Source organism: Pseudomonas sp. FP597, assembly GCF_030687435.1.
GTDB lineage: Bacteria > Pseudomonadota > Gammaproteobacteria > Pseudomonadales > Pseudomonadaceae > Aquipseudomonas > Aquipseudomonas lactucae.
Window position 1 is genome coordinate 2,984,190 of sequence record NZ_CP117432.1, and the last position, 20,053, is coordinate 3,004,242.

The following is a 20,053-nucleotide window of genomic DNA, read 5'->3' on the forward strand; positions in this document are numbered from 1 at the left end:
TAAGGTGAGATATCAAGGCCGATAGAGGTGCGCATGCCCGGCCCGATACAGCGACGATTCACTGAAACCGTCGTTTGCCAGCACCCGTCCCACCACGATCAGCGCCGTACGCCTGAACCCCTTGGCCGCCACCTTCTCGGCAATATCACTGAGTGTTCCCACCACCCAATCCTGATCCGGCCACGTCGCTCGGTGCACCACTGCAATCGGGCAGTCCGCGCCATAGTGCGGCAGCAGATCGGCGACGATCCTTTCCAGATGATTGACCCCCAGGTGAATCGCCATGGTCGTGCCGTGACGCGCCAGGCTGTCGAAATCCTCGCCTGCCGGCATGCTGGTTTTATCGGCGTAGCGCGTGAGGATCACGCTCTGAGCGATATCCGGCAGGGTCAGTTCGGTCTCCAGCAAGGCGGCGCAGGCGGCTACCGCCGTGACGCCGGGGATGATCTGGAACGGGATGCCCGCTTCGCGCAAATACCGGATCTGCTCGCCAATCGCTCCATACAGGCTGGGATCGCCGGAATGTACGCGGGCCACGTCCAGGCCTTTGGCGTGGGCAGCCTTGATCAGGTCGATGATCTGTTCCAGGTGCAATTCGGCGCTGTTGACCACTTGCTGCGCCTGATGGCCTACCAGCACCGCCGCAGGCACCAACGAGCCGGCATAAATGATCACCGGGCACTGGCGAATCAGGCGCTGGCCTTTGACGGTGATCAATTCCGGGTCGCCGGGGCCGGCGCCGATGAAGTAGACGGTCATACGCAAATCCTGTGACAAGCGGCGAGCATGAAGGTTGTTCATGATCGGGAAGGGCGATTATCGAGCGTTTAGTCGCCGCAGGCCAATGCAAAGGTGGCCTGGGCGTTTTTTTTGCGGGTGATCAACAGGCGGGCCGGGGCATTGGTGAGCTGTTCGGCAAGCGCCAGCGCGGCACTTTCGGCGATGCCGTAGCAGCCCGTATGGGCAAATGCGACCGCCGATTTGTGGCTGAGACGGTCTTCATAAACAGCCAACTGCGTGGCACTGAAACACTGCAAGGGCAGCTTGAGCAACCGCGCCAGGTCGAGCAAACCGGGCTCATCCTGTTTGCGATCGAGGCTGGCCAGTGCGGTGATGCGCTGGCGATCGATGCCGCCCTCGGCGAGGGCGGCATCAAACAGCGCCAGCAGGGTGTAAACCTCACAACCGCGCTGGCAGCCCAGGCCGACGACGCAGGTCATGCCGAGTAGTGATCATCGCGGTTGCGCCGGAACAGCCAGGCGCTGATCAGGCCCAGTGCCAGCCAGAACGCCATGTTGGTCAACTGCGAAGCGATCTTGAATTGAGCCTCCAGCGCTTCTGGCGCCAGCATCGAGTGCACTTGCGGTTGGGGCGCGCCGATCACGTGCGGCACTGCCAGGATGGCCGCGCCCAGCACTTTGAGCAGCCAATGGCGGCCGAACACGATCAGTGCAATTCCGACAGCGGTAGACGCGGCGGTGCCGATCCACCAGGTCTGGCGCAGCGCCAGCTCGGCGGCGGCAGTGCCCGGCAATTCCGGCGGCAGGCCGAGGGTGGGCGCCAGCACAAAGGTCGCATAACCGGCCAGGCCCCAGAGCAGGCCCTGGGCGGTGCGGGTGGGTGCGCGCAGGGTGTACAAGCCTGCCAGCATCAGCGCAAAACCGACGGCGACCACCAGATTGCCGCCGGTGGTGGACAGCACGCGCTGCCAGCCGTCTTCCGGCGACCAGGCTTCGGCGTCGTGGCTGTGGGCAGCGGCGCCGGCGCCGTGTTCGTGGGCTACTTCGGCGGTTGCCGGGGCGTGCTCAAAGGTTTCCGCCTGCAGAATCAGCGGGGCGACCCAGAAACTTTGCAGCAGGGTCAGCAGCAGGGCGGCCAAAAGGCCAGTGAATCCTGCGGTTTGCGCAATACGCTTGATCATCTCGGCAGGCCTCAGTGGCACGGGAACGCGGCGCTGTGGCGGGTATCGTGGGCGGCGTTGTGCACCGCCTCGATGTGCGAGAAGCCGGCGAAATACACCAGGCACGCGCCGAGGATCGACGCGCCGATGGCGGCGGTCAGACGTTGGCTGAGGGTAGTGGTACTGCTGGCGGTAGCTGAGGTGCTGCTGATGATCGACATGGCGCGTCCCTTTCAGGTGTCAGGGTGAAACGAGCGCATGAAAACCCCGCGAGCCGGGCACGCAGGGTTTTGAACAGCGCCCGCCCACCGCGGGTTTGTTATCTGATTTTTCGGGCCGGTCTCCGGGCTCGCGAGGGACTCTGGGTCTATAAAGCATCGCCTTCCCATGCCATACCGACACAGTGGATCTGACGCTTCGCTCGCTTACCGTTGCGGGGGCAGCACCGGACTGGCCATCTGTCGATGACGCACCGGTTTCCCGTTTCACCCTGTGAAGGGCACCCGAAACAAGGCCTGTAGGAAAGCATGCAGAGCGACGGTAGTCAAATTGACCGAGCACCTGTAGCCTTGCATCCTGCGAGGTTCTTCGGCCCAGGCCGAAGCTAAGAAGGGAACACGGTTCAATCCGTGGCTGCCCCCGCAACTGTGAAGGGTTTACCGACTGCCATGCCACTGCCCATCAGGCGGGAAGGCGCAGCCGGCGCCGGCCTGATGGCCCGCATGCCCCTAGCCAGGAGACCTGCCTCGCAACCGATTTTCCACTTCAACCGGGCGGGGTGATCCGGTGACGAAATCCGCTGCTGCGCGCCGTCGCAGGGCTTATCGTCCCGTATGCCCGCCCTCAAGGGCATCCGATGAAAACACTGGCCAAACTTCCCGTCACCATCGTTACCGGCTTCCTCGGGTCGGGCAAAACCACCTTGCTGCGCCATATGCTCGACAATGCCCAGGGCCGTCGCATCGCCGTGATCGTCAACGAGTTCGGCGAGCTGGGCATCGACGGTGAAATCCTCAAGCAGTGCTCTATCGGTTGCACCGAGGAAGAAGCCAACGGTCGTGTCTACGAACTGGCCAACGGCTGCCTGTGCTGCACCGTGCAGGAAGAATTCTTCCCGGTGATGCGTGAGCTGGTGGCCCGTCGCGGCGACCTCGACCATATCCTCATCGAAACCTCGGGCCTGGCGCTGCCAAAACCGTTGGTGCAAGCCTTCCAGTGGCCGGAAATCCGCAGCGCCTGCACGGTTGACGCGGTGATCACCGTGGTCGACAGCCCCGCCGTGGCCGCCGGTACCTTCGCCGCGTTCCCCGACCAGGTCGACGCCCAGCGCAAGCTCGACCCGAATCTGGATCACGAGTCGCCCTTGCACGAGCTGTTCGCCGACCAGTTGGCCAGCGCCGACCTGGTGATCCTCAATAAATCCGACCTGATCAGCCGCGAAGACCTGGCCCGCGTGCGCCTGGAAGTCGCCCAAGAGCTGCCGCCGGCGGTGAAAGTCATCGAAGCCAGCAGTGGCCGCGTTCCGCTGGACGTGCTGATCGGCCTGGGTGCCGGCTCCGAAGAGCACATCGACGGTCGCCACAGCCATCACGATCATCATCACGACGGTGAAGACGATCACGACCATGACGCTTTTGACTCGATCTCCATCGACCTGCCGCAGGCCGACGAAGCCTTGCTGCTCGACGCGCTGACCCAACTGGTGGTGCAGCACGGCATCCTGCGCGTCAAAGGCTTCGCCGCGATCCCGAACAAGCCGATGCGTCTGCTGGTCCAGGGCGTGGGCACGCGTTTCGACAAGCACTTCGACCGTGCCTGGGGCGCTGACGAGGCGCGCATCACGCGCCTGGTGCTGATCGGCCAGGACCTGGATGCCGCCGGCCTTGAAGCGCAGTTGCGCGCAGCGCTCAGCGTTTAACCCATGCACCTGCTCAGGACTCAGCCCGGTGGTTTCGTCGCGGACGACAATATCGCCGACCTTGGCCAGACCCCTGCCGAACTGGTGATCCTGTGCAGCGGCGATTCGAGCCTGGCGCTGCTGGCCGAAGCGGCGCAACAGCTACCCGACGATTACCCCAGCCTGCGCCTGGCCAACCCGATGCAGGTGCAGAACCACGCGTCGGTCGACCTGTACGTCGACGAAGTGCTACGCCATGCCAAGGTCATCCTGCTTTCGCTGCATGGCGGTATCGGTTATTGGCGCTATGGCATCGAGCGCCTGGTGGAGCTGGCCGAACGCGGCGTCACGCTGATCCTCGTGCCGGGCGATGATCGCCCGGACCCGGAACTCAGTGGCCTGAGCACGGTAAACGCCGAACAACGCGACCGCCTGTGGCACTTCCTGCGCCAGGGCGGCTTGGGCAATGCGCTGGATTTCTATCGCTGCCTGGCCAGCGGTTACCTGGGCCGTGATTACCCTTGGGCCGAGCCGCAAACCCTGGCGCGGACCGCGATCTATCACCCGCACACCGCCAATGCCCGTCTTGAAGACTGGCAGTTGGCGTGGAACCCGGACTGGCCCGTAGCGGCGGTGCTGTTCTACCGTTCGCATCTGCAGGCGGCCAATACCGGTTTTATCGACGAGTTCTGTCAACGCTTGCAGGCGGCGGGCCTCAACCCGCTGCCGATGGCGGTGGCCAGCCTGAAAGAGCCCGGCTGTCTGGCGGTGGTCGAGGACCTGCTGGATGAGGTCGACGCCGCGGTGATCCTCAACACCACCGGTTTTGCCCAGTCCAGCCCCGAAGCGCCGCATGTGCGCCCGTTTCGTCGCAATATCCCAGTGATCCAGGCCATTTGCGCCCAGGACAACCAGCCCGGTTGGCAGGCCAGCGAGCAGGGCCTGGGCCCGCGGGACCTGGCGATGCACATTGCCTTGCCGGAACTGGACGGGCGCATCATCAGCCGGCCCATCAGTTTCAAGGACCTGGCCTGGCGCAGCGAGCGCAGCCAGTCGGATGTGGTGTGCTACCGCGCAGCGCCCGAGCGCATGGACTTTGTCGCCTCGCTCGCACGGCGCTGGGTCGAGCTGGCGCGGGTGCCGAATGCGCATAAGCGCATCGCGCTGATCCTCGCCAACTACCCGACCCGCGATGGTCGCATCGGTAATGGCGTGGGCCTGGACACGCCGGCGGCGGCACTGAATATCCTGCGGGCGCTGCAGGCTGAAGGCTATCCGCTGCCGGATACTTTGCCGGACAGCGGCACGGCATTGATCCATGAACTGCTCGGCGGCGTCACCAACGACCTCGACAGCCTGGACCTGCGCCCCTGCCATCAAAGCCTGGGCCTGGATGACTATGAGGCGATGTTCCAGCGCTTGCCGCAGGCCAATCGCCAGGCCGTGCTGGAGCGCTGGGGCGCGCCGCATACCGACCCGATGTTCCGCGACGGCCGCCTGATGATCGCCGGCCTGCGCCTGGGCCAGACGTTTGTCGGCATCCAGCCGGCGCGCGGTTACCAAGTGGATGCCAGCGCGGTGTATCACGACCCGGACCTGGTGCCGCCCCACGGCTATCTGGCGTTCTATTTCTGGTTGCGCCACACCTACGGCGCCCATGGCGTGATCCACGTGGGCAAGCACGGCAACCTGGAGTGGCTGCCGGGCAAGGGCGTGGGCTTGTCGGAAAACTGCTGGCCCGACGCGCTGCTCGGGCCATTGCCGAATATCTACCCGTTTATCGTCAATGATCCGGGTGAGGGCGCCCAAGCCAAGCGGCGTACCCAGGCGGTGATCATCGACCACCTGATGCCGCCGCTGACCCGTGCCGAAACCTATGGCCCGCTGCGTGACCTGGAGCTGTTGGCGGACGAGTATTACGAAGCTCAACTGCTCGACCCGCGCCGTGCCCGTGAACTGCAAAAAGACATTCTCAAGCTGGTGCGCGAAACCCATATCGACCAGGAACTTGAACTGGACGGCGACGCGGATGCCGCCATTTGGCTGCCGCGCCTGGACACCTACCTGTGTGACTTGAAGGAATCGCAGATCCGCGACGGCCTGCATATCTTTGGCGAGTCGCCGCAAGGCCGCCTGCGCATTGATACGCTGCTGGCCTTGCTGCGTATTCCGCGTGGCGATGGCCGTGGCCCGCAATCGAGCCTGCTGCGGGTGTTGGCCAAGGCATTCGAGCTGGGTTTCGATCCGCTGGATTGCGCCCTGGCCGAGCCTTGGACCGGACGTCGCCCAGCGGCGTTGCAGCAGATGGATGAACAGCTGTGGCGCACCGCCGGCGATACCCGCGAGCGCCTGGAAGTGTACGCCGCGCGCTTGATCGAACAGGCCTTGGACGGGCCGCTGGAGCAGTTGCAAGCGCCCGGTTGGGAAGACGTGAAAGCGGTGATCGAGCACCTGCGTAGCCTCGTCGCGCCACGCCTGGATGCCTGCGGCCCGGCGGAAATGCGTGGTTTGCTCGATGCCCTGAGCGGTCGTTTCGTGCCAGCCGGGCCGAGCGGTGCGCCCAGCCGTGGGCGCCTGGATGTGCTGCCCACCGGCCGCAACTTCTTCAGCGTCGATGTACGCAACCTGCCCACCACCACGGCCTGGCGCATTGGTTTCCAGTCCGCGAATCTGATCCTTGAGCGGCATTTGCAGGACCACGGCGACCACCTGCGTCAGCTCGGCCTGTCGGTGTGGGGCACGGCGACCATGCGGACCGGCGGTGACGATATCGCCCAGGCCATGGCGCTGATGGGTGTGCGCCCGGTCTGGGCCACCGGCAGCCAGCGGGTGGACGACTTTGAAATCCTGCCGGTCAGCCTGCTCGACCGCCCGCGTGTGGACGTGACGTTGCGGGTGTCCGGGTTCTTCCGCGATGCCTTCGCCAACCTGATCCGCCTGTTCGATGCGGCGGTGCAGGCGGTGGCGGCCCTGGACGAGCCGGATGACCTGAACCCGCTGGCCGCCAAGGTGCGCAGCGAGCGCGAGGCACTGCGTTTGTCGGGGCTGGATGAAGATGCCGCCGCGAAACAGGCCGGCTGGCGTATTTTCGGCGCCAAGCCCGGTGCCTACGGCGCCGGCGTGCAAGGCGCGATTGACGGCCGCCTGTGGCAAAGTCGCGAGGATCTGGCTGAGGTCTACTTGAATTGGGGTGGCTATGCTTATGGCGGCTCCGACGAGGGCACCGCCGCCCGCGAGCAGTTCGCCCAACGCCTGAGCCAGGTGCAGGCCGTGCTGCAAAACCAGGACAACCGCGAGCATGACCTGCTCGACTCCAACGACTACTACCAGTTCCAGGGCGGCATGCTCGCCGCCGTGGAAACCTTGAGCGGCGACAAGGCCGCCAGCTACCATGGCGACCACAGCCAGCCGGACCTGCCGAAGATCCGTACCTTGAAGGAAGAGCTGAACCGGGTGATCCGTTCCCGCGCCGCCAACCCCAAGTGGATCGACGGCGTGAAGCGCCATGGCTATAAAGGCGCGTTCGAGATGGCCGCGACGGTGGACAACCTGTTCGCCTTCGACGCCACCACGGCGCTGATCGACGATCATCAATATGCCTTGCTCGCCGACGCCTACCTGCTCGACCCTGACACCCGCGATTTTGTGCAGCGGCACAACCCCGCTGCGCTGCGCGACATGACCGAGCGCATGCTCGAGGCGCAACAGCGCGGACTGTGGCAGGAGCCGGGGGCGTACCGCGAGGCGTTGGAAAACCTGTTGCTGGATATAGAAGAAGACAGCTAATGACTGATATTCCCCATTTTCCGCTGTCCGCCGTGGTCGGTGCCGATGATTTGAAGCTAGCGCTGTGCCTGACCGCCATCGACCCGAAGATCGGCGGTGTGCTGATCGAAGGCCCGCGCGGCATGGCCAAGTCCACCCTGGCGCGCGGCCTGGCCGACCTGCTGGCCAGCGGGCAGTTCGTGACGTTGCCCCTGGGCGCCACTGAAGAACGACTGGTGGGCACCCTCGATCTCGACGCGGCACTCGGCGAAGGCCGCGCACAATTTTCCCCCGGTGTGCTGGCCAAGGCCGATGGCGGGGTGCTGTATGTCGATGAGGTCAACTTGCTCGCCGATCACCTGGTCGACCTGCTGCTTGATGTCGCCGCCAGCGGCACCAACCTGATCGAGCGTGACGGCATCTCCCATCGGCATTCGGCGCGCTTCGTGCTGATCGGCACCATGAACCCGGAGGAGGGCGAGCTGCGTCCGCAGTTGCTCGACCGTTTTGGCTTCAATGTGGCGTTGAGCGGGCAGACCTTGCCGGCCGAGCGCGGGCAGATTATCCGTCGACGCCTGGATTTCGACAGCGACCCGACGGCGTTCTGCGCACAGTGGGCCGCACCGCAGGCAGCCTTGCGTGAACGCTGCACGGCCGCGCGAGCGCGGTTGCACAGTATCGCCCTGGATGACCAGGCCCTGGCGCAGATTACCGAGCGCTGCTTTGCCGCCGGTGTCGATGGGATGCGCGCCGACCTGGTCTGGCTGCGCGGCGCCAGGGCCCACGCGGCGTGGCGGGGCGCCAATGCGATTGGCGAAGAGGATATCGAGGCCGTGGCCGAATTTGCCCTGCGCCATCGGCGCCAGGCGCATTCGTCGCCGTCGAGTCCGCCCGATCAAGGGCAGGCCCCCGAGCCTTCAGACACCTCACCCGCCCAAGGCCAGTGGGGTGACATGCCCGCACCCGCCTTGCCCACGGGCGCCCGTAGCGAAGTCCCCGCCTGGCCAAAAAAGCCCTAGGCATTCGCCCCCGGCCTGACACGGGGGCGGATGCCCGTCCCCAGGCGGGGCGATTGAATACCGGCAGGCAAGGCAAGGCGCGCAGCGCACAGCAGGGGGCGGTTGACTGGCCGGGTACCTTGCTGGGCGGTCGGCCGCAATCGCGCGAGGACCTGCGGTTTCATCTACGCAGCCGCTCGGCCCACGAGTTGTGGCTGGTGATTGTCGACGCTTCGGCGTCGACCCGGCGGCACCGTGCCTTGACCGATGCCAAGGGCTTGCTGGCCCAACTGTTTGACGATGCCTATCGGCAACGCGCGCGCATGGCGTTGTTGACGGCGAGTGGGCAGGCACCCAAGTGGCAGGTGCAAGGGCTCAAAGCCGCGAAAGGCTTGACCGGCTGGCTGGATCAGCTGGGTGCCGGCGGCGGTACGCCGTTGCTGGCGGCGTTGACCGAAGCGGGGCAGTGGTTGGTGACGCGGCGCAAGCGCTATCCCGCCGAGCAACAAAAGTTGTTGGTGATTACCGATGGGCGACTCAAGGACATCCGTGGGTTGCCGTTATTGGTGTGTCCGGGGGTGCTGGTGGATATCGAGCGCGGGCCGATCAGGTTGGGCCGGGCCCAGGCGTTGGCGGCGGGGTTGCAGTTGGAGTATCGGCATATCGATGAGGTGTAGTGCCTGTACCGATGAGGCCCGGACAAGCACTGCAAGACCATCAGCCTGCCCCCGGCACATTCGGCCAAAGATCCGCCACCAGGAACAAACGCTCCGCTTCCTCCCAATCCTCACCGTTCTGGACCATGCGCACCAACAACTGCGCCGGCGCCATCGGATCAAGATCAGTCAGCCAACGCTGCATCTGTGCTTCGCTCCACACCTCTGCGGGCGGGTAATGGGCCGGCGCCAGCCAGGCATGCCGGGGCAACGGTTGCCACCGGCCTGGCGCGCTGGTGCTGACAAACTGCTGCCAGTCGCGCTGATGCAACCAGCGCCCACGCAAATGCTGCGGATGGGCACCGCGAGGGGCGGCGGCCAACCCTGGCCAGGGATACAACAAATACCCACCCAGCCACAAATGTGCATCGAAATGCTGGATATCCAGCGCCGCCAGCACCTCACGGCTCTCCGCCCGCGCCGAAATCGGCAATTGGTGCTGGGCCAGGTGCGCCAGCTTGCGGTCGAGCCGGTCATGACAACCCGGGCCCAGCCACTGCGCCGTGTCCTCGCCATCGCCGGCCTGCGGGCCCAGGTAGAGCTTGATCGCCAGTTCCAGGTGGTGCACGCCATCGCGGTCGCGCAGCAGCATGTCCAGCTCGCCCAGGGTATGCCCGGCGCGGCGGATCGGCAGGTTGGCGGCCAGCAGCTCCACGCCCGGCGCATGCTGCACGGCGAACTGCCACAGGCGTTCGTAATACAGGCCCAGGCGCCGCGTGCGCGACAGGCTCAGCCAGTGCTGCAAGGCGCTGCTGTCCTGGTCCAGTTGTCGCAGCCAGTGTTCGAGCCGGTCGGGGGCTTGCACCCAGTCGCTGCCGGCCAGTGGGTGGCGTTGCGGCCAGGGCGCCTGGGCAAGCATCGGCGGGGCGAGTATCACCCACGCCAGGTCGCGCACCTCGGGGTGGCGCAGTTGGCGGGGCAGGGTGTGCAAGTCGGGGAATACAGTCATGGTCCGAGCATAGCCTTTTAAGCCGGGAGCGGATGCCTGAAAAAACCCTGAGAACCATTGTCATCAAGGCTTCACGGCGACAAAGGATTTTGCCTCACGCGGCCTTTCGCCCATAATCGTTTCTTTTTTGCCACACCCCACGCCCCGCAGGAGCCCCATGGAGCAATTTCGCAATATCGGCATCATCGGTCGCCTGGGCAGTACCCAGGTGTTGGACACCGTCCGCCGGCTGAAAAAATTCCTGCTGGAACGCCACCTGCATGTGATCCTCGAAGACACCATCGCCGAGATTCTCCCCGGTCATGGCCTGCAAACCTCATCGCGCAAGATGCTCGGTGAAGTGTGCGACATGGTCATTGTGGTTGGCGGTGACGGCAGCCTGCTCGGCGCGGCCCGGGCATTGGCGCGGCATAACGTGCCGGTGCTGGGGATCAACCGGGGCAGCCTGGGGTTTCTGACCGATATCCGCCCCGATGAGCTGGAAGTGGAAGTGGCCAAGGTGCTCGACGGCCACTACCTGGTGGAAAACCGCTTCCTGCTGCAAGCCGAAGTGCGTCGCCACGGTGAAGCCATCGGCCAGGGCGATGCGCTCAATGACGTGGTGCTGCACCCGGGTAAATCCACGCGCATGATCGAGTTCGAGCTGTACATCGACGGCCAGTTCGTTTGCAGCCAGAAGGCCGACGGCCTGATCGTCGCCACGCCGACCGGGTCGACGGCCTACGCGCTGTCGGCCGGTGGCCCGATCATGCACCCCAAGCTCGATGCCATTGTGATCGTGCCGATGTACCCCCATATGTTGTCCAGCCGACCGATTGTGGTCGATGGCAACAGTGAGCTGAAAATCGTGGTGTCCAAAGACATGCAGATCTACCCACAAGTCTCCTGCGACGGGCAGAACCATTTCACCTGCGCACCCGGTGACACCATCACCGTGAGCAAAAAGGCGCAGAAGTTGCGGCTGATCCACCCGCTGGATCACAACTACTACGAAGTGTGCCGCACCAAGCTGGGCTGGGGCAGCCGCTTGGGGGGTGGAGGCGACTGATGCTCGATCCCGCGCGTAGCTACGACCTGATTGGTGACGTGCACGGCTGCGCTCATACCCTTGAGCACCTGCTCGATCAGATGGGTTACCACAAGCAGGGCGGCACCTGGCGTCATCCGTCGCGCATGGCGGTGTTCCTTGGCGATATCATCGACCGCGGCCCGCGCATTCGCGAGGCGCTGCATATCGTCCACGACATGGCCGAGGCCGGCCAGGCGCTGTGCATCATGGGTAACCACGAATTCAACGCCCTGGGCTGGGTCACGCCGGCACCGCCAGGCAGTGGCCGCCAGTTCGTGCGCGAGCACACGCCACGCCATGAACGCTTGATCCACGAAACCCTGACCCAGTTCGAACAACACCCGGCCGATTGGCACGACTTCCTCACGTGGTTCTACGACATGCCGCTGTTTGTCGACGCCGGGCGGTTCCGTGTGGTGCATGCCTGCTGGGATGAAGGCTTTATCCAGCCACTGCGCGCCACGTTCCCCGAGGGGTGTATCGACCAGCACTTCCTGCAGGCCGCCGCCGTACCGGGCAGCTTTGCCTGCAACGCGTTCGACCGCCTGCTGCGCGGCACCGACATGCGCCTGCCGGATGGCCTGACGCTCACCGGTGGCGATGGGCTGACGCGTTCGTTCTTTCGTACCAAGTTCTGGGAAGACGACCCGAAAACCTATGGCGACATCGTGTTCCAGCCGGACGCTTTGCCGGAGCCGGTGGCCCGTACGCCACTGTCGTCGACGCAAAAAAATTCCCTGCTGCGCTACGGCGTCGACGAGCCCCTGTTGTTCGTCGGCCACTACTGGCGCAGCGGCACACCCGCACCGATCCGCCCGAACCTGGCCTGCCTGGATTACAGCGCGGTGCTGTACGGCAAGCTGGTGGCGTATCGGTTGGATCAGGAAACCCAACTGGATCCGCGCAAATTCGTATGGGTCGACGTTGAGCGGCCCGAGGTGATTGCATGAGTACCGTGGCCGTATTGCGCTTGCCACTGAGCGTCGACCTGGGTGGTTTCGTCAAATTGCTGCAACGCATGCAAGTGCCCCATCACGTCAGTGAGGAAGCGGGGGAGCAGGTATTGTGGGTGCCGGAGGCGATCAGCGACGACGTGCGCGTGCTGTACCAGCGCTTTCCCGCCGGCGACCCCGACCGCCAACTGGATATTCCCGAGCAGGCGCCGCCCGCCCGCCCAGGCTTTTTAGCGCAGCTGCGCCAGAGTCCGGTGACCGCCCTGGTGCTGCTGGCGAGCCTGATCGTCGGTGCGCTGACCCTGCTCGGGGAAAACCTGCAAGCCATGAGCTGGCTGACCTTCCTGCCGTTCCGGGTGATGGGCGAATACATCCAGTTCACGCCATTTGCCGAAACGTTGGCGTCGGGACAGTGGTGGCGGTTGTTCACGCCGATGCTGATCCACTTCGGCATCCTGCACCTGGCCATGAACGGCATGTGGTACTGGGAGCTGGGCCGGCGTATCGAAAGCCGCCAAGGCAGTATCAATCTGCTGGGCCTGACCCTGTTGTTCAGCCTGGTCTCCAATTACGCGCAATACGCCTATGGCGGTCCTGGCCTGTTCGGCGGCTTGTCCGGCGTGTTGTATGGCCTGCTCGGGCATTGCTGGATCTATCAATTGCTCTCGCCCAACCCGGCCTATCGCCTGCCCCGTGGGGTGCTGGTGATGATGCTGGTGTGGCTGGTGCTGTGCCTGTCGGGGCTGGTCTCGATGATCGGTTTCGGCCAAATCGCCAACGCGGCCCATGTGGGCGGCCTGGTTATCGGTTGCCTCACCGGTTTGCTGGGCGGGCTGTACAGCCGCCGCAAATCCTCTATTGGATAAGGAAGAGCCTCATGTCCTCTTTTGCTGAAATGATCGAAAACATCACCCCGGACATCTACGAGAGCCTCAAGCTCGCCGTGGAAATCGGCAAGTGGTCCGATGGCCGCAAGCTCACCGCCGAACAGCGTGAACTGTCGCTGCAGGCGATGATCGCCTGGGAGATCCAGAACCTGCCGGAAGACCAGCGCACCGGCTACATGGGCCCGCAGGAATGCCAGTCCAAGTCGACCACCGTGCCGAACATCCTGTTCAAGTCGGATGCGATCCATTGATTGAAATCGGTCGCGGTGCAGTCAGCAAAATGTCGGCGCAACTCGGTGAGCCGACCGTTCAATACGCGTTTCGTCTGGGCGATAGCGAGGTGCCGGTCAATCCGTTGATCGGTACCCATGTGCGCCTGGAGTACCTCGGTGCCATCCATTGCAGCCATTGCGGCCGCAAGACCAAGACCAGCTTCAGCCAGGGTTATTGCTACCCGTGCATGACCAAACTGGCTCAGTGCGACCTGTGCATCATGAGCCCCGAGCGTTGCCATTACGACGCCGGCACCTGCCGTGATCCAGGCTGGGGCGAACAGTTCTGCATGACCGACCACGTGGTCTACCTGGCCAATTCGTCGGGGATCAAGGTCGGTATCACCCGCGCCACCCAGTTGCCGACGCGCTGGCTGGACCAGGGCGCGAGCCAGGCATTGCCGATCATGCGTGTCGCCACGCGCCAGCAGTCCGGGTTCGTCGAAGACCTGTTCCGCAGCCAGGTGGCCGACAAGACCAACTGGCGTGCGCTGCTCAAGGGCGATGCGCAATCGGTGGACCTCCAGCAGGTCCGCGATGAGCTGTTCGCAGCCTGCGCCGACGGGCTGTTGAGCTTGCAGGAACGCTTTGGCCTGCAGGCCATCCAACCGGTAACCGACGTCGAGCCGATTGAGATTCGCTACCCGGTGGAGCAGTATCCGACCAAGATCGTCAGCTTCAACCTGGACAAGAACCCGATTGCCGAAGGCACGCTGCTGGGGATCAAGGGCCAATACCTGATCTTCGACACCGGCGTTATCAATATTCGCAAATACACGGCCTACCAGCTCGCCGTGCATCAGTAGAAGGATTGCAAGCATGCGCACCGAACAACCGAAGATGATTTACTTGAAGGACTATCAGGCGCCGGACTACCTGATCGACGAGACGCACCTGACCTTCGAGTTGTTCGAGGACCACAGCCTGGTCCACGCGCAGCTGGTGATGCGCCGTAACCCCGAGCGTGGCGCCGGTTTGCCGCCGCTGGTGCTCGATGGCCAGCAACTGGAACTGTTGAGCGTGAACCTGGCCGATCAGCAATTGACCGACGCTGACTATCAGTTGACCGACAGCCACCTGACCGTGCACCCAAACAGCGCCACGTTTACCCTCGACACCACGGTCAAGATCCACCCGGAAAGCAACACCGCGCTGGAAGGCCTGTATAAGTCCGGCAGCATGTTCTGCACCCAGTGCGAGGCCGAGGGCTTTCGCAAGATCACCTATTACCTCGACCGCCCGGACGTCATGAGCACCTTCACCACCACGGTGATCGCCGAGCAGCACCGCTACCCGGTGCTGCTGTCCAACGGCAACCCGATCGCCAGCGGCCCCGGCGAAGACGGCCGCCACTGGGCGACCTGGGAAGACCCGTTCAAGAAGCCGGCCTACCTGTTTGCGTTGGTAGCCGGTGATCTGTGGTGCGTCGAAGACAGTTTCACCACCATGACCCAGCGTGAAGTGGCGCTGCGCATCTACGTCGAGCCGGAAAACATCGACAAGTGCCAGCACGCCATGACCAGCCTGAAGAAGTCCATGCGCTGGGACGAAGAAACCTATGGCCGCGAGTACGACCTGGACATCTTCATGATCGTCGCGGTCAACGACTTCAACATGGGTGCCATGGAGAACAAGGGCCTCAATATCTTCAACTCCAGCGCCGTGCTGGCCCGCGCCGAAACCGCTACCGACGCCGCGCACCAGCGCGTCGAGGCGATTGTGGCTCACGAATACTTCCACAACTGGTCGGGCAACCGCGTGACCTGCCGCGACTGGTTCCAGCTGTCGCTCAAGGAAGGCTTTACCGTGTTCCGTGATTCGGGCTTCTCGGCCGACATGAACTCGGCCACGGTCAAGCGTATCCAGGACGTGGCTTATCTGCGTACCCACCAGTTCGCCGAAGACGCCGGCCCCATGGCCCACGCCGTGCGCCCGGACAGCTTTATCGAAATCTCCAACTTCTACACCCTGACCGTGTACGAAAAGGGCTCGGAAGTGGTCGGCATGATCCACACCTTGCTCGGCGCCGAAGGCTTCCGTAAAGGCAGCGACCTGTACTTCGAACGCCATGACGGCCAGGCCGTGACCTGCGACGATTTCATCAAGGCCATGGAAGACGCCAATGGGGCTGACCTCAGCCAGTTCAAACGCTGGTACAGCCAGGCCGGTACCCCACGTCTGGCAGTGAGCGAGTCCTACGACGCCACGGCAAAAACCTACAGCCTGACCTTCCGCCAGAGCTGCCCCGAAACCCCTGACAAGGTGGAAAAACTGCCGTTCGTGATTCCGGTCGAACTGGGCCTGCTGGACGGCAAAGGCGCGGGCATTGCGCTGCGCCTGACCGGTGAGGCAGCGGCGGGCGCTACCTCGCGGGTGATTTCGGTGACCGAGGCCGAGCAGACCTTCACTTTTGTCGATATCGCTGAACAGCCGCTGCCTTCGCTGCTGCGCGGCTTCTCGGCACCGGTGAAACTGAGCTTTCCCTACAGCCGCGATCAGCTGATGTTCCTGATGCAGCACGACAGCGATGGCTTTAACCGCTGGGATGCCGGCCAGCAACTGTCGGTGCAAGTGTTGCAGGAACTCATTGGCCAGCATCAGGCGGGTCAACCGCTGAAGCTGGACCAGCGCCTGGTCGAGGCGCTGCGCACGGTGTTGAGCGACGAAAGCCTGGACCAGGCCATGGTCGCCGAAATGCTCTCGCTGCCTGGTGAAGCCTACCTGACGGAAATCAGCGACGTGGCTGACGTTGACGCCATCCACGCCGCTCGCGAATTTGCCCGCATGCAGCTGGCCGACCAGCTCTTCGAAGGCCTGTGGCTGCGTTATCAAGCCAATCGTGAGCTGTCCAGGCAGACGCCGTATGTCGCTGCTGCGGAGCATTTTGCCCGGCGTGCGTTGCAGAACATTGCGCTGTCGTACCTGATGCTCAGCGGCAAGCCAGAAGTGTTGGCGGCGACGCTGGACCAGTTCGACACCAGCGACAACATGACCGAACGCCTGACCGCGCTGGCCGTGCTGGTGAACTCACCGTTCGAAGCGGAAAAGGCCAAGGCCCTGGCGGTGTTCGCCGAGAACTTCAAGGACAACCCGCTGGTCATGGACCAGTGGTTCAGCGTGCAGGCCGCCAGCACCTTGCCGGGTGGCCTGGCGCGTGTGCAGGCGTTGATGGAGCACCCGGCGTTCAACCTCAAGAACCCGAACAAGGTGCGTGCCCTGATCGGCGCGTTTGCCGGGCAGAACCTGATCAACTTCCATGCGGCCGACGGCTCGGGCTATCGCTTCCTGGCCGACCTGGTGATCCAGCTCAATGGCTTCAACCCGCAGATCGCGTCGCGCCAATTGGCGCCGCTGACGCGCTGGCGTAAATACGACAGCGCACGGCAGGCGCTGATGAAGGCCGAGCTGGAGCGCATCCTGGCCTCCGGTGGGCTGTCGAGCGATGTGTTCGAGGTGGTCAGCAAGAGCCTGGCGTAAGCATGGGTAAACGCACTTGAACCTGTGGCGAGGGAGCTTGCTTCCTCACCACGGATTCAAGCCTGCGTTCGGCCAGCGTGTTTGACGGGGCGCCTGAGATCAAGATCAAAAGCCAGAACCAGAACAACGGCGCAAGAGCTTTGAATAACCGAAAGGCCCACCTTGCTACTGACATTTCCTGACAGGGTCCTTTGCTAAACTGCGGCACTTTTCGTTTTTCGGCGGGATCAACGTGTCGCGTACTACTCGTCTACTGACCTTGTTGCAGGCCCTGCGGGGTAAAAAACGGCCTGTTACGGCTGCCGTGCTGGCGGCGCAGTTGGAGGTGTCCGAGCGTACGCTGTACCGGGACATTGCCGAGTTGACCGCCCTGGGGGCGCCGATTTTCGGGGAGGCCGGAGTCGGCTACGTGTTGCGCAATGGCCTGTTTTTGCCACCCTTGATGCTCAACGCCGAGGAAACCGAGGCCGTGGTGCTGGGCTTGCGGTATGTGGACCAGCGTGGGGACGAGGTGCTCAGTCGCGCGGCGGCCAATGCGTTGGCCAAGATTGCCGACGTCCTTGACCCAGCCGCCCAGGAGGCCTTGCGCAACCCGACGTTACTGCCCGGCCCGCCCGGTTTCGGCTATCCGGAAAACCGCGTGCCGCTCAATGTGTTTCGCGAGGCTATTCGCAATCAGGCCAAGCTGCATATCGATTACGCGGATGCCAGCCAGGTCCAGAGCCAGCGCCTGATCTGGCCGCTGGCCCTGGGCTTTCTCAATGAAGTGCGGGTGATCGTGGCGTGGTGTGAGCTACGCGGCGCCTATCGCACCTTTCGCACCGACCGTGTGGCGAGCGCGCAAGTCCGGGGCGAGCGGTATCCGGGGCGACGCAGCGACTGGCTGCGGGCCTGGCGCAAGCTGATGGAGCGCAACGAATCCGTGCCGTTCACTCCTGACAAAAACTGACACACCCTTGGCTTAGCATGGCATCACAGATCACCAACAAGGAGTTGTGCCATGTCCCTTCCCGAATTGGCTCCCGCCATCGCGGCCTATCTCGCGGCGACCAATACCCGCGACACCTCGGCGGTCGCCCAGTGTTTTGCCGATGACGCCAATGTGTTCGATGAAGGCGAGCATCAGGTCGGCACCGCCGCCATCGCGCGCTGGATGGAAGACACCGCGCGGCGCTACCAGCCGCGGGTCGAGGTGCTCAACGTGCAGCATCGTACCGGCAAGGTGTTGGTCAGCAACGTGGTCTCCGGCAATTTCCCCGGTAGCCCGCTGGAGCTGCGCTACACGTTTCGCCTCAACGAACAGGGTAAGATTTCACGGCTGGATATCTCGCTGTAGGTCATAATCGCGGGCATGACTTTCGACTCGCCCCTCGCTGCCTATCAACACGCTATCGCTCAACAGGGTTTCGTCGCCGACGATGCCCAGCGCCGGGCGGTGGATGCTCTGCAAGCCTGTCATCAGGCCTTGCATCAAGGGCATGCGCCGCTCACCGGGGTTTACCTGTGGGGCCCGGTGGGCCGTGGCAAAACCTGGTTGATGGACCAGTTCCACCAAAGCTTGCGGGTGCCTGCGCGGCGCCAGCATTTTCATCACTTCATGGGCTGGGTGCATCAGCGCTTGTTCCAATTGACCGGCACCCCCGACCCTTTGCAGGCCCTGGCACGGGAACTGAGCCAGCAAGTGCGGGTGCTGTGTTTCGACGAATTGTTCGTCAATGACATCGGCGATGCGATCATTCTCGGCCGCCTGTTCCAAGTGATGTTCGCGGAAGGCGTGGTAATGGTCTGCACCTCCAACCAGCCGCCGGACCAGTTGTATGCCGAGGGTTTCAACCGTGAGCGATTTTTGCCCGGTATCGCCGCCATCAAGCAGCATATGCAGGTGGTGGCGGTGGACGGTGGCGAGGACCATCGCTTGCACCCAGGCGTTGGCCTGCAGCGCTATTGGGTGAACCAGCCCGACGCGCTGGCCAGGGTCTTCGCACAACTGGCTCAAGGGCAGGGCATAAACAGCGGCCCGATCGTCGTGGGTCATCGTCGCATCGACGCCGTGCAGTCCAGCGACACTGTGCTCTGGTGCCGTTACGCCGACTTGTGCGAGCAACCCTTGGCGGCGATGGATTTCATGCTGCTGTGTGATCGCTTCAAGGCGATTGCGCTGGGTGAAGTGCCCAACTTGAGCGCGCAACAGCGTCCCGGTCGGATTGCCCGTGGCACTGAAGATGCGGTGCAGCGTGTGGCGGCCGGTGATCGTGAACTGCCGCAATTGTCGGTGCACGACGACAGTGTGCGTCGGTTCATTGCCTTGGTGGACGAGTGCTATGACCGCAAGGTGCCCTTGTTCATCGAGGCGCAGGTCGCGTTGGAAAACCTTTATACCGAGGGCTACCTGGCGTTTCCCTTTCGCCGCACCCTCAGCCGCCTGCGGGAAATGCAATTGCAGCGTTTCGGTTGATTGCTGTACGAAAAAAACACCGAGATGGGCGGCCTGGGCTTTTTTATCGGCAGAACCTTCCCGTGTTCACGCAGATATTTGTCGTTAATCTCCTTCAACTGGCGCCGTCCACACGCTTACAATCAAGCCCCTCAAAGGGAGCCGATTCCCTTGTTGTCGTGATTGAGGAAGGCAATGGAAACCCCAGATATCCTGGTGCTGCAAGCCAGCTACACCAACCCGGTACACGCCCAGGCGATTAGTCGTGTGCTCAACCATTACGCCGAAGACCCGATGGGCGGCGGTCACAGCCTGTCCGCCGATCTGTTGGCGCAACTGCCGGCCGAACTGGCCAAGCGACCTCATGCGTTCAGTGTGCTGGCGTTTGTCGGCGGTGAACCGGCGGGGCTGGTGAATTGCTTTGAAGGGTTTTCCACTTTTGCCTGTCGCCCCTTGGTCAATATCCATGACGTGGCGGTGATGGCGCCGTTCCGTGGCCTGGGGCTGAGCCAGAAAATGCTGCACAAGGTCGAGGAAATTGCCCGGCAGCGCGGCTGCTGCAAAATTACCCTGGAGGTGCTCGAAGGTAATGCCGTGGCGCAGTCAGCCTATCGCAAGTTTGGGTTTGATGATTCGAAGTTTGATCCGGCCTATGGACGCATGTTGTTCTGGCATAAACCGCTGGATAAATAACAATTAAAAAAGGGCGCCATTAAATGGCGCCCGTAAACCTTGG

General features: G+C 63.4%; 19 protein-coding genes and 2 riboswitches. Of the genes, 14 read left to right on the plus strand and 5 right to left on the minus strand.

From position 1 onward, the window contains the following. Positions 1 to 12: 12 nt before the first annotated feature. From cobM to PSH66_RS13925, 4 genes are all read right to left on the minus strand, one after another. Positions 13 to 759 carry a precorrin-4 C(11)-methyltransferase gene (gene cobM, locus PSH66_RS13910; RefSeq protein WP_141065055.1) on the minus strand — a complete coding sequence of 249 codons (747 nt, stop codon included), beginning with the start codon at positions 757 to 759 and terminating at the stop codon, positions 13 to 15. Between the two features lie 68 nt (positions 760 to 827). Beyond that, on the minus strand, positions 828 to 1,220 hold the full coding sequence (locus PSH66_RS13915) for a cobalamin biosynthesis protein (protein WP_003173596.1): 393 nt from the start codon (positions 1,218 to 1,220) through the stop codon (positions 828 to 830). Continuing rightward, complete coding sequence (locus PSH66_RS13920; RefSeq protein WP_305429398.1) at positions 1,217 to 1,921, minus strand: CbtA family protein; 705 nt, start codon at positions 1,919 to 1,921, stop codon at positions 1,217 to 1,219. Before PSH66_RS13920 ends, PSH66_RS13915 begins: the two co-directional genes overlap by 4 nt. A gap of 11 nt (positions 1,922 to 1,932) precedes the next feature. Next, the gene (locus PSH66_RS13925; RefSeq protein ID WP_003173598.1) at positions 1,933 to 2,121 is read right to left on the minus strand and encodes a CbtB-domain containing protein; all 189 of its coding nucleotides are present in this window, start codon (positions 2,119 to 2,121) and stop codon (positions 1,933 to 1,935) included. Positions 2,122 to 2,216: 95 nt separating this feature from the next. Further along, a riboswitch (cobalamin riboswitch) is annotated at positions 2,217 to 2,422 on the minus strand. A 42-nt stretch (positions 2,423 to 2,464) separates the two neighbouring features. Continuing rightward, a riboswitch (cobalamin riboswitch) is annotated at positions 2,465 to 2,664 on the plus strand. 92 nt (positions 2,665 to 2,756) lie between these two features. On the opposite strand from PSH66_RS13925, the gene cobW reads away from it, so the two are divergent. The 4 genes from cobW to PSH66_RS13945 are packed head-to-tail and all read left to right on the plus strand — an operon-like array spanning position 2,757 to position 9,237. Then, the gene (gene cobW / locus PSH66_RS13930) at positions 2,757 to 3,818 is read left to right on the plus strand and encodes a cobalamin biosynthesis protein CobW (protein WP_141065054.1); all 1,062 of its coding nucleotides are present in this window, start codon (positions 2,757 to 2,759) and stop codon (positions 3,816 to 3,818) included. 3 nt (positions 3,819 to 3,821) lie between these two features. After that, the gene (gene cobN / locus PSH66_RS13935) at positions 3,822 to 7,583 is read left to right on the plus strand and encodes a cobaltochelatase subunit CobN (RefSeq protein WP_305429399.1); all 3,762 of its coding nucleotides are present in this window, start codon (positions 3,822 to 3,824) and stop codon (positions 7,581 to 7,583) included. Further along, the gene (locus PSH66_RS13940; RefSeq protein ID WP_305429401.1) at positions 7,583 to 8,581 is read left to right on the plus strand and encodes an ATP-binding protein; all 999 of its coding nucleotides are present in this window, start codon (positions 7,583 to 7,585) and stop codon (positions 8,579 to 8,581) included. The genes cobN and PSH66_RS13940 overlap by 1 nt, the downstream gene beginning before the upstream one ends. A 53-nt stretch (positions 8,582 to 8,634) precedes the next feature. Continuing rightward, positions 8,635 to 9,237 carry a VWA domain-containing protein gene (locus tag PSH66_RS13945; RefSeq protein WP_003173603.1) on the plus strand — a complete coding sequence of 201 codons (603 nt, stop codon included), beginning with the start codon at positions 8,635 to 8,637 and terminating at the stop codon, positions 9,235 to 9,237. Between the two features lie 40 nt (positions 9,238 to 9,277). On the opposite strand, the gene PSH66_RS13950 is transcribed toward PSH66_RS13945, so the two are convergent. Next, positions 9,278 to 10,225, minus strand: a complete 948-nt coding sequence (locus tag PSH66_RS13950; protein ID WP_305429403.1) for a DUF1853 family protein — start codon at positions 10,223 to 10,225, stop codon at positions 9,278 to 9,280. A 157-nt stretch (positions 10,226 to 10,382) separates the two neighbouring features. Between PSH66_RS13950 and PSH66_RS13955 the strand changes: the two genes are divergently transcribed. The 10 genes from PSH66_RS13955 to PSH66_RS14000 all read left to right on the plus strand — a co-directional run bounded on the left by PSH66_RS13955 (position 10,383) and on the right by PSH66_RS14000 (position 20,010). Beyond that, complete coding sequence (locus tag PSH66_RS13955; RefSeq protein ID WP_003217892.1) at positions 10,383 to 11,273, plus strand: NAD(+) kinase; 891 nt, start codon at positions 10,383 to 10,385, stop codon at positions 11,271 to 11,273. After that, on the plus strand, positions 11,270 to 12,244 hold the full coding sequence (locus tag PSH66_RS13960) for a metallophosphoesterase (protein WP_370694852.1): 975 nt from the start codon (positions 11,270 to 11,272) through the stop codon (positions 12,242 to 12,244). Before PSH66_RS13955 ends, PSH66_RS13960 begins: the two co-directional genes overlap by 4 nt. Then, a complete protein-coding gene (locus tag PSH66_RS13965; protein ID WP_003173607.1) occupies positions 12,241 to 13,113 on the plus strand; it encodes a rhomboid family intramembrane serine protease in 873 nt (290 codons plus the stop codon). Before PSH66_RS13960 ends, PSH66_RS13965 begins: the two co-directional genes overlap by 4 nt. An 11-nt stretch (positions 13,114 to 13,124) precedes the next feature. Continuing rightward, the gene (locus tag PSH66_RS13970; protein WP_078824408.1) at positions 13,125 to 13,385 is read left to right on the plus strand and encodes a YeaC family protein; all 261 of its coding nucleotides are present in this window, start codon (positions 13,125 to 13,127) and stop codon (positions 13,383 to 13,385) included. Further along, positions 13,382 to 14,212, plus strand: a complete 831-nt coding sequence (locus PSH66_RS13975) for a DUF2797 domain-containing protein (RefSeq protein ID WP_003173609.1) — start codon at positions 13,382 to 13,384, stop codon at positions 14,210 to 14,212. The genes PSH66_RS13970 and PSH66_RS13975 overlap by 4 nt, the downstream gene beginning before the upstream one ends. A 13-nt stretch (positions 14,213 to 14,225) precedes the next feature. Continuing rightward, positions 14,226 to 16,883: an aminopeptidase N gene (pepN, locus tag PSH66_RS13980; RefSeq protein WP_305429405.1), complete on the plus strand. Its 2,658-nt coding sequence runs from the start codon at positions 14,226 to 14,228 to the stop codon at positions 16,881 to 16,883. A 232-nt stretch (positions 16,884 to 17,115) separates the two neighbouring features. Then, positions 17,116 to 17,832 carry a YafY family protein gene (locus tag PSH66_RS13985; RefSeq protein ID WP_003173612.1) on the plus strand — a complete coding sequence of 239 codons (717 nt, stop codon included), beginning with the start codon at positions 17,116 to 17,118 and terminating at the stop codon, positions 17,830 to 17,832. Between the two features lie 51 nt (positions 17,833 to 17,883). After that, positions 17,884 to 18,219: a nuclear transport factor 2 family protein gene (locus PSH66_RS13990; protein WP_003173613.1), complete on the plus strand. Its 336-nt coding sequence runs from the start codon at positions 17,884 to 17,886 to the stop codon at positions 18,217 to 18,219. A 15-nt stretch (positions 18,220 to 18,234) separates the two neighbouring features. Then, positions 18,235 to 19,338, plus strand: a complete 1,104-nt coding sequence (zapE, locus tag PSH66_RS13995; RefSeq protein ID WP_003173614.1) for a cell division protein ZapE — start codon at positions 18,235 to 18,237, stop codon at positions 19,336 to 19,338. Between the two features lie 174 nt (positions 19,339 to 19,512). Further along, positions 19,513 to 20,010, plus strand: a complete 498-nt coding sequence (locus tag PSH66_RS14000; protein ID WP_003173615.1) for a GNAT family N-acetyltransferase — start codon at positions 19,513 to 19,515, stop codon at positions 20,008 to 20,010. The last annotated feature ends 43 nt before the right edge of the window (positions 20,011 to 20,053 follow it).

Bases quoted from the DNA above. Each gene is read 5' to 3' on its own strand.
- PSH66_RS13940 (WP_305429401.1), top strand. From the start codon at position 7,583: ATGACTGATATTCCCCATTTTCCGCTGTCCGCCGTGGTCGGTGCCGAT.
- PSH66_RS13925 (WP_003173598.1), bottom strand. From the start codon at position 2,121: ATGTCGATCATCAGCAGCACCTCAGCTACCGCCAGCAGTACCACTACC.
- cobN (WP_305429399.1), top strand. From the start codon at position 3,822: ATGCACCTGCTCAGGACTCAGCCCGGTGGTTTCGTCGCGGACGACAAT.
- zapE (WP_003173614.1), top strand. From the start codon at position 18,235: ATGACTTTCGACTCGCCCCTCGCTGCCTATCAACACGCTATCGCTCAA.
- PSH66_RS14000 (WP_003173615.1), top strand. From the start codon at position 19,513: ATGGAAACCCCAGATATCCTGGTGCTGCAAGCCAGCTACACCAACCCG.
- cobM (WP_141065055.1), bottom strand. From the start codon at position 759: ATGACCGTCTACTTCATCGGCGCCGGCCCCGGCGACCCGGAATTGATC.
- cobW (WP_141065054.1), top strand. From the start codon at position 2,757: ATGAAAACACTGGCCAAACTTCCCGTCACCATCGTTACCGGCTTCCTC.
- PSH66_RS13990 (WP_003173613.1), top strand. From the start codon at position 17,884: ATGTCCCTTCCCGAATTGGCTCCCGCCATCGCGGCCTATCTCGCGGCG.
- PSH66_RS13950 (WP_305429403.1), bottom strand. From the start codon at position 10,225: ATGACTGTATTCCCCGACTTGCACACCCTGCCCCGCCAACTGCGCCAC.
- PSH66_RS13955 (WP_003217892.1), top strand. From the start codon at position 10,383: ATGGAGCAATTTCGCAATATCGGCATCATCGGTCGCCTGGGCAGTACC.
- PSH66_RS13920 (WP_305429398.1), bottom strand. From the start codon at position 1,921: ATGATCAAGCGTATTGCGCAAACCGCAGGATTCACTGGCCTTTTGGCC.
- PSH66_RS13915 (WP_003173596.1), bottom strand. From the start codon at position 1,220: ATGACCTGCGTCGTCGGCCTGGGCTGCCAGCGCGGTTGTGAGGTTTAC.
- PSH66_RS13965 (WP_003173607.1), top strand. From the start codon at position 12,241: ATGAGTACCGTGGCCGTATTGCGCTTGCCACTGAGCGTCGACCTGGGT.
- pepN (WP_305429405.1), top strand. From the start codon at position 14,226: ATGCGCACCGAACAACCGAAGATGATTTACTTGAAGGACTATCAGGCG.
- PSH66_RS13970 (WP_078824408.1), top strand. From the start codon at position 13,125: ATGTCCTCTTTTGCTGAAATGATCGAAAACATCACCCCGGACATCTAC.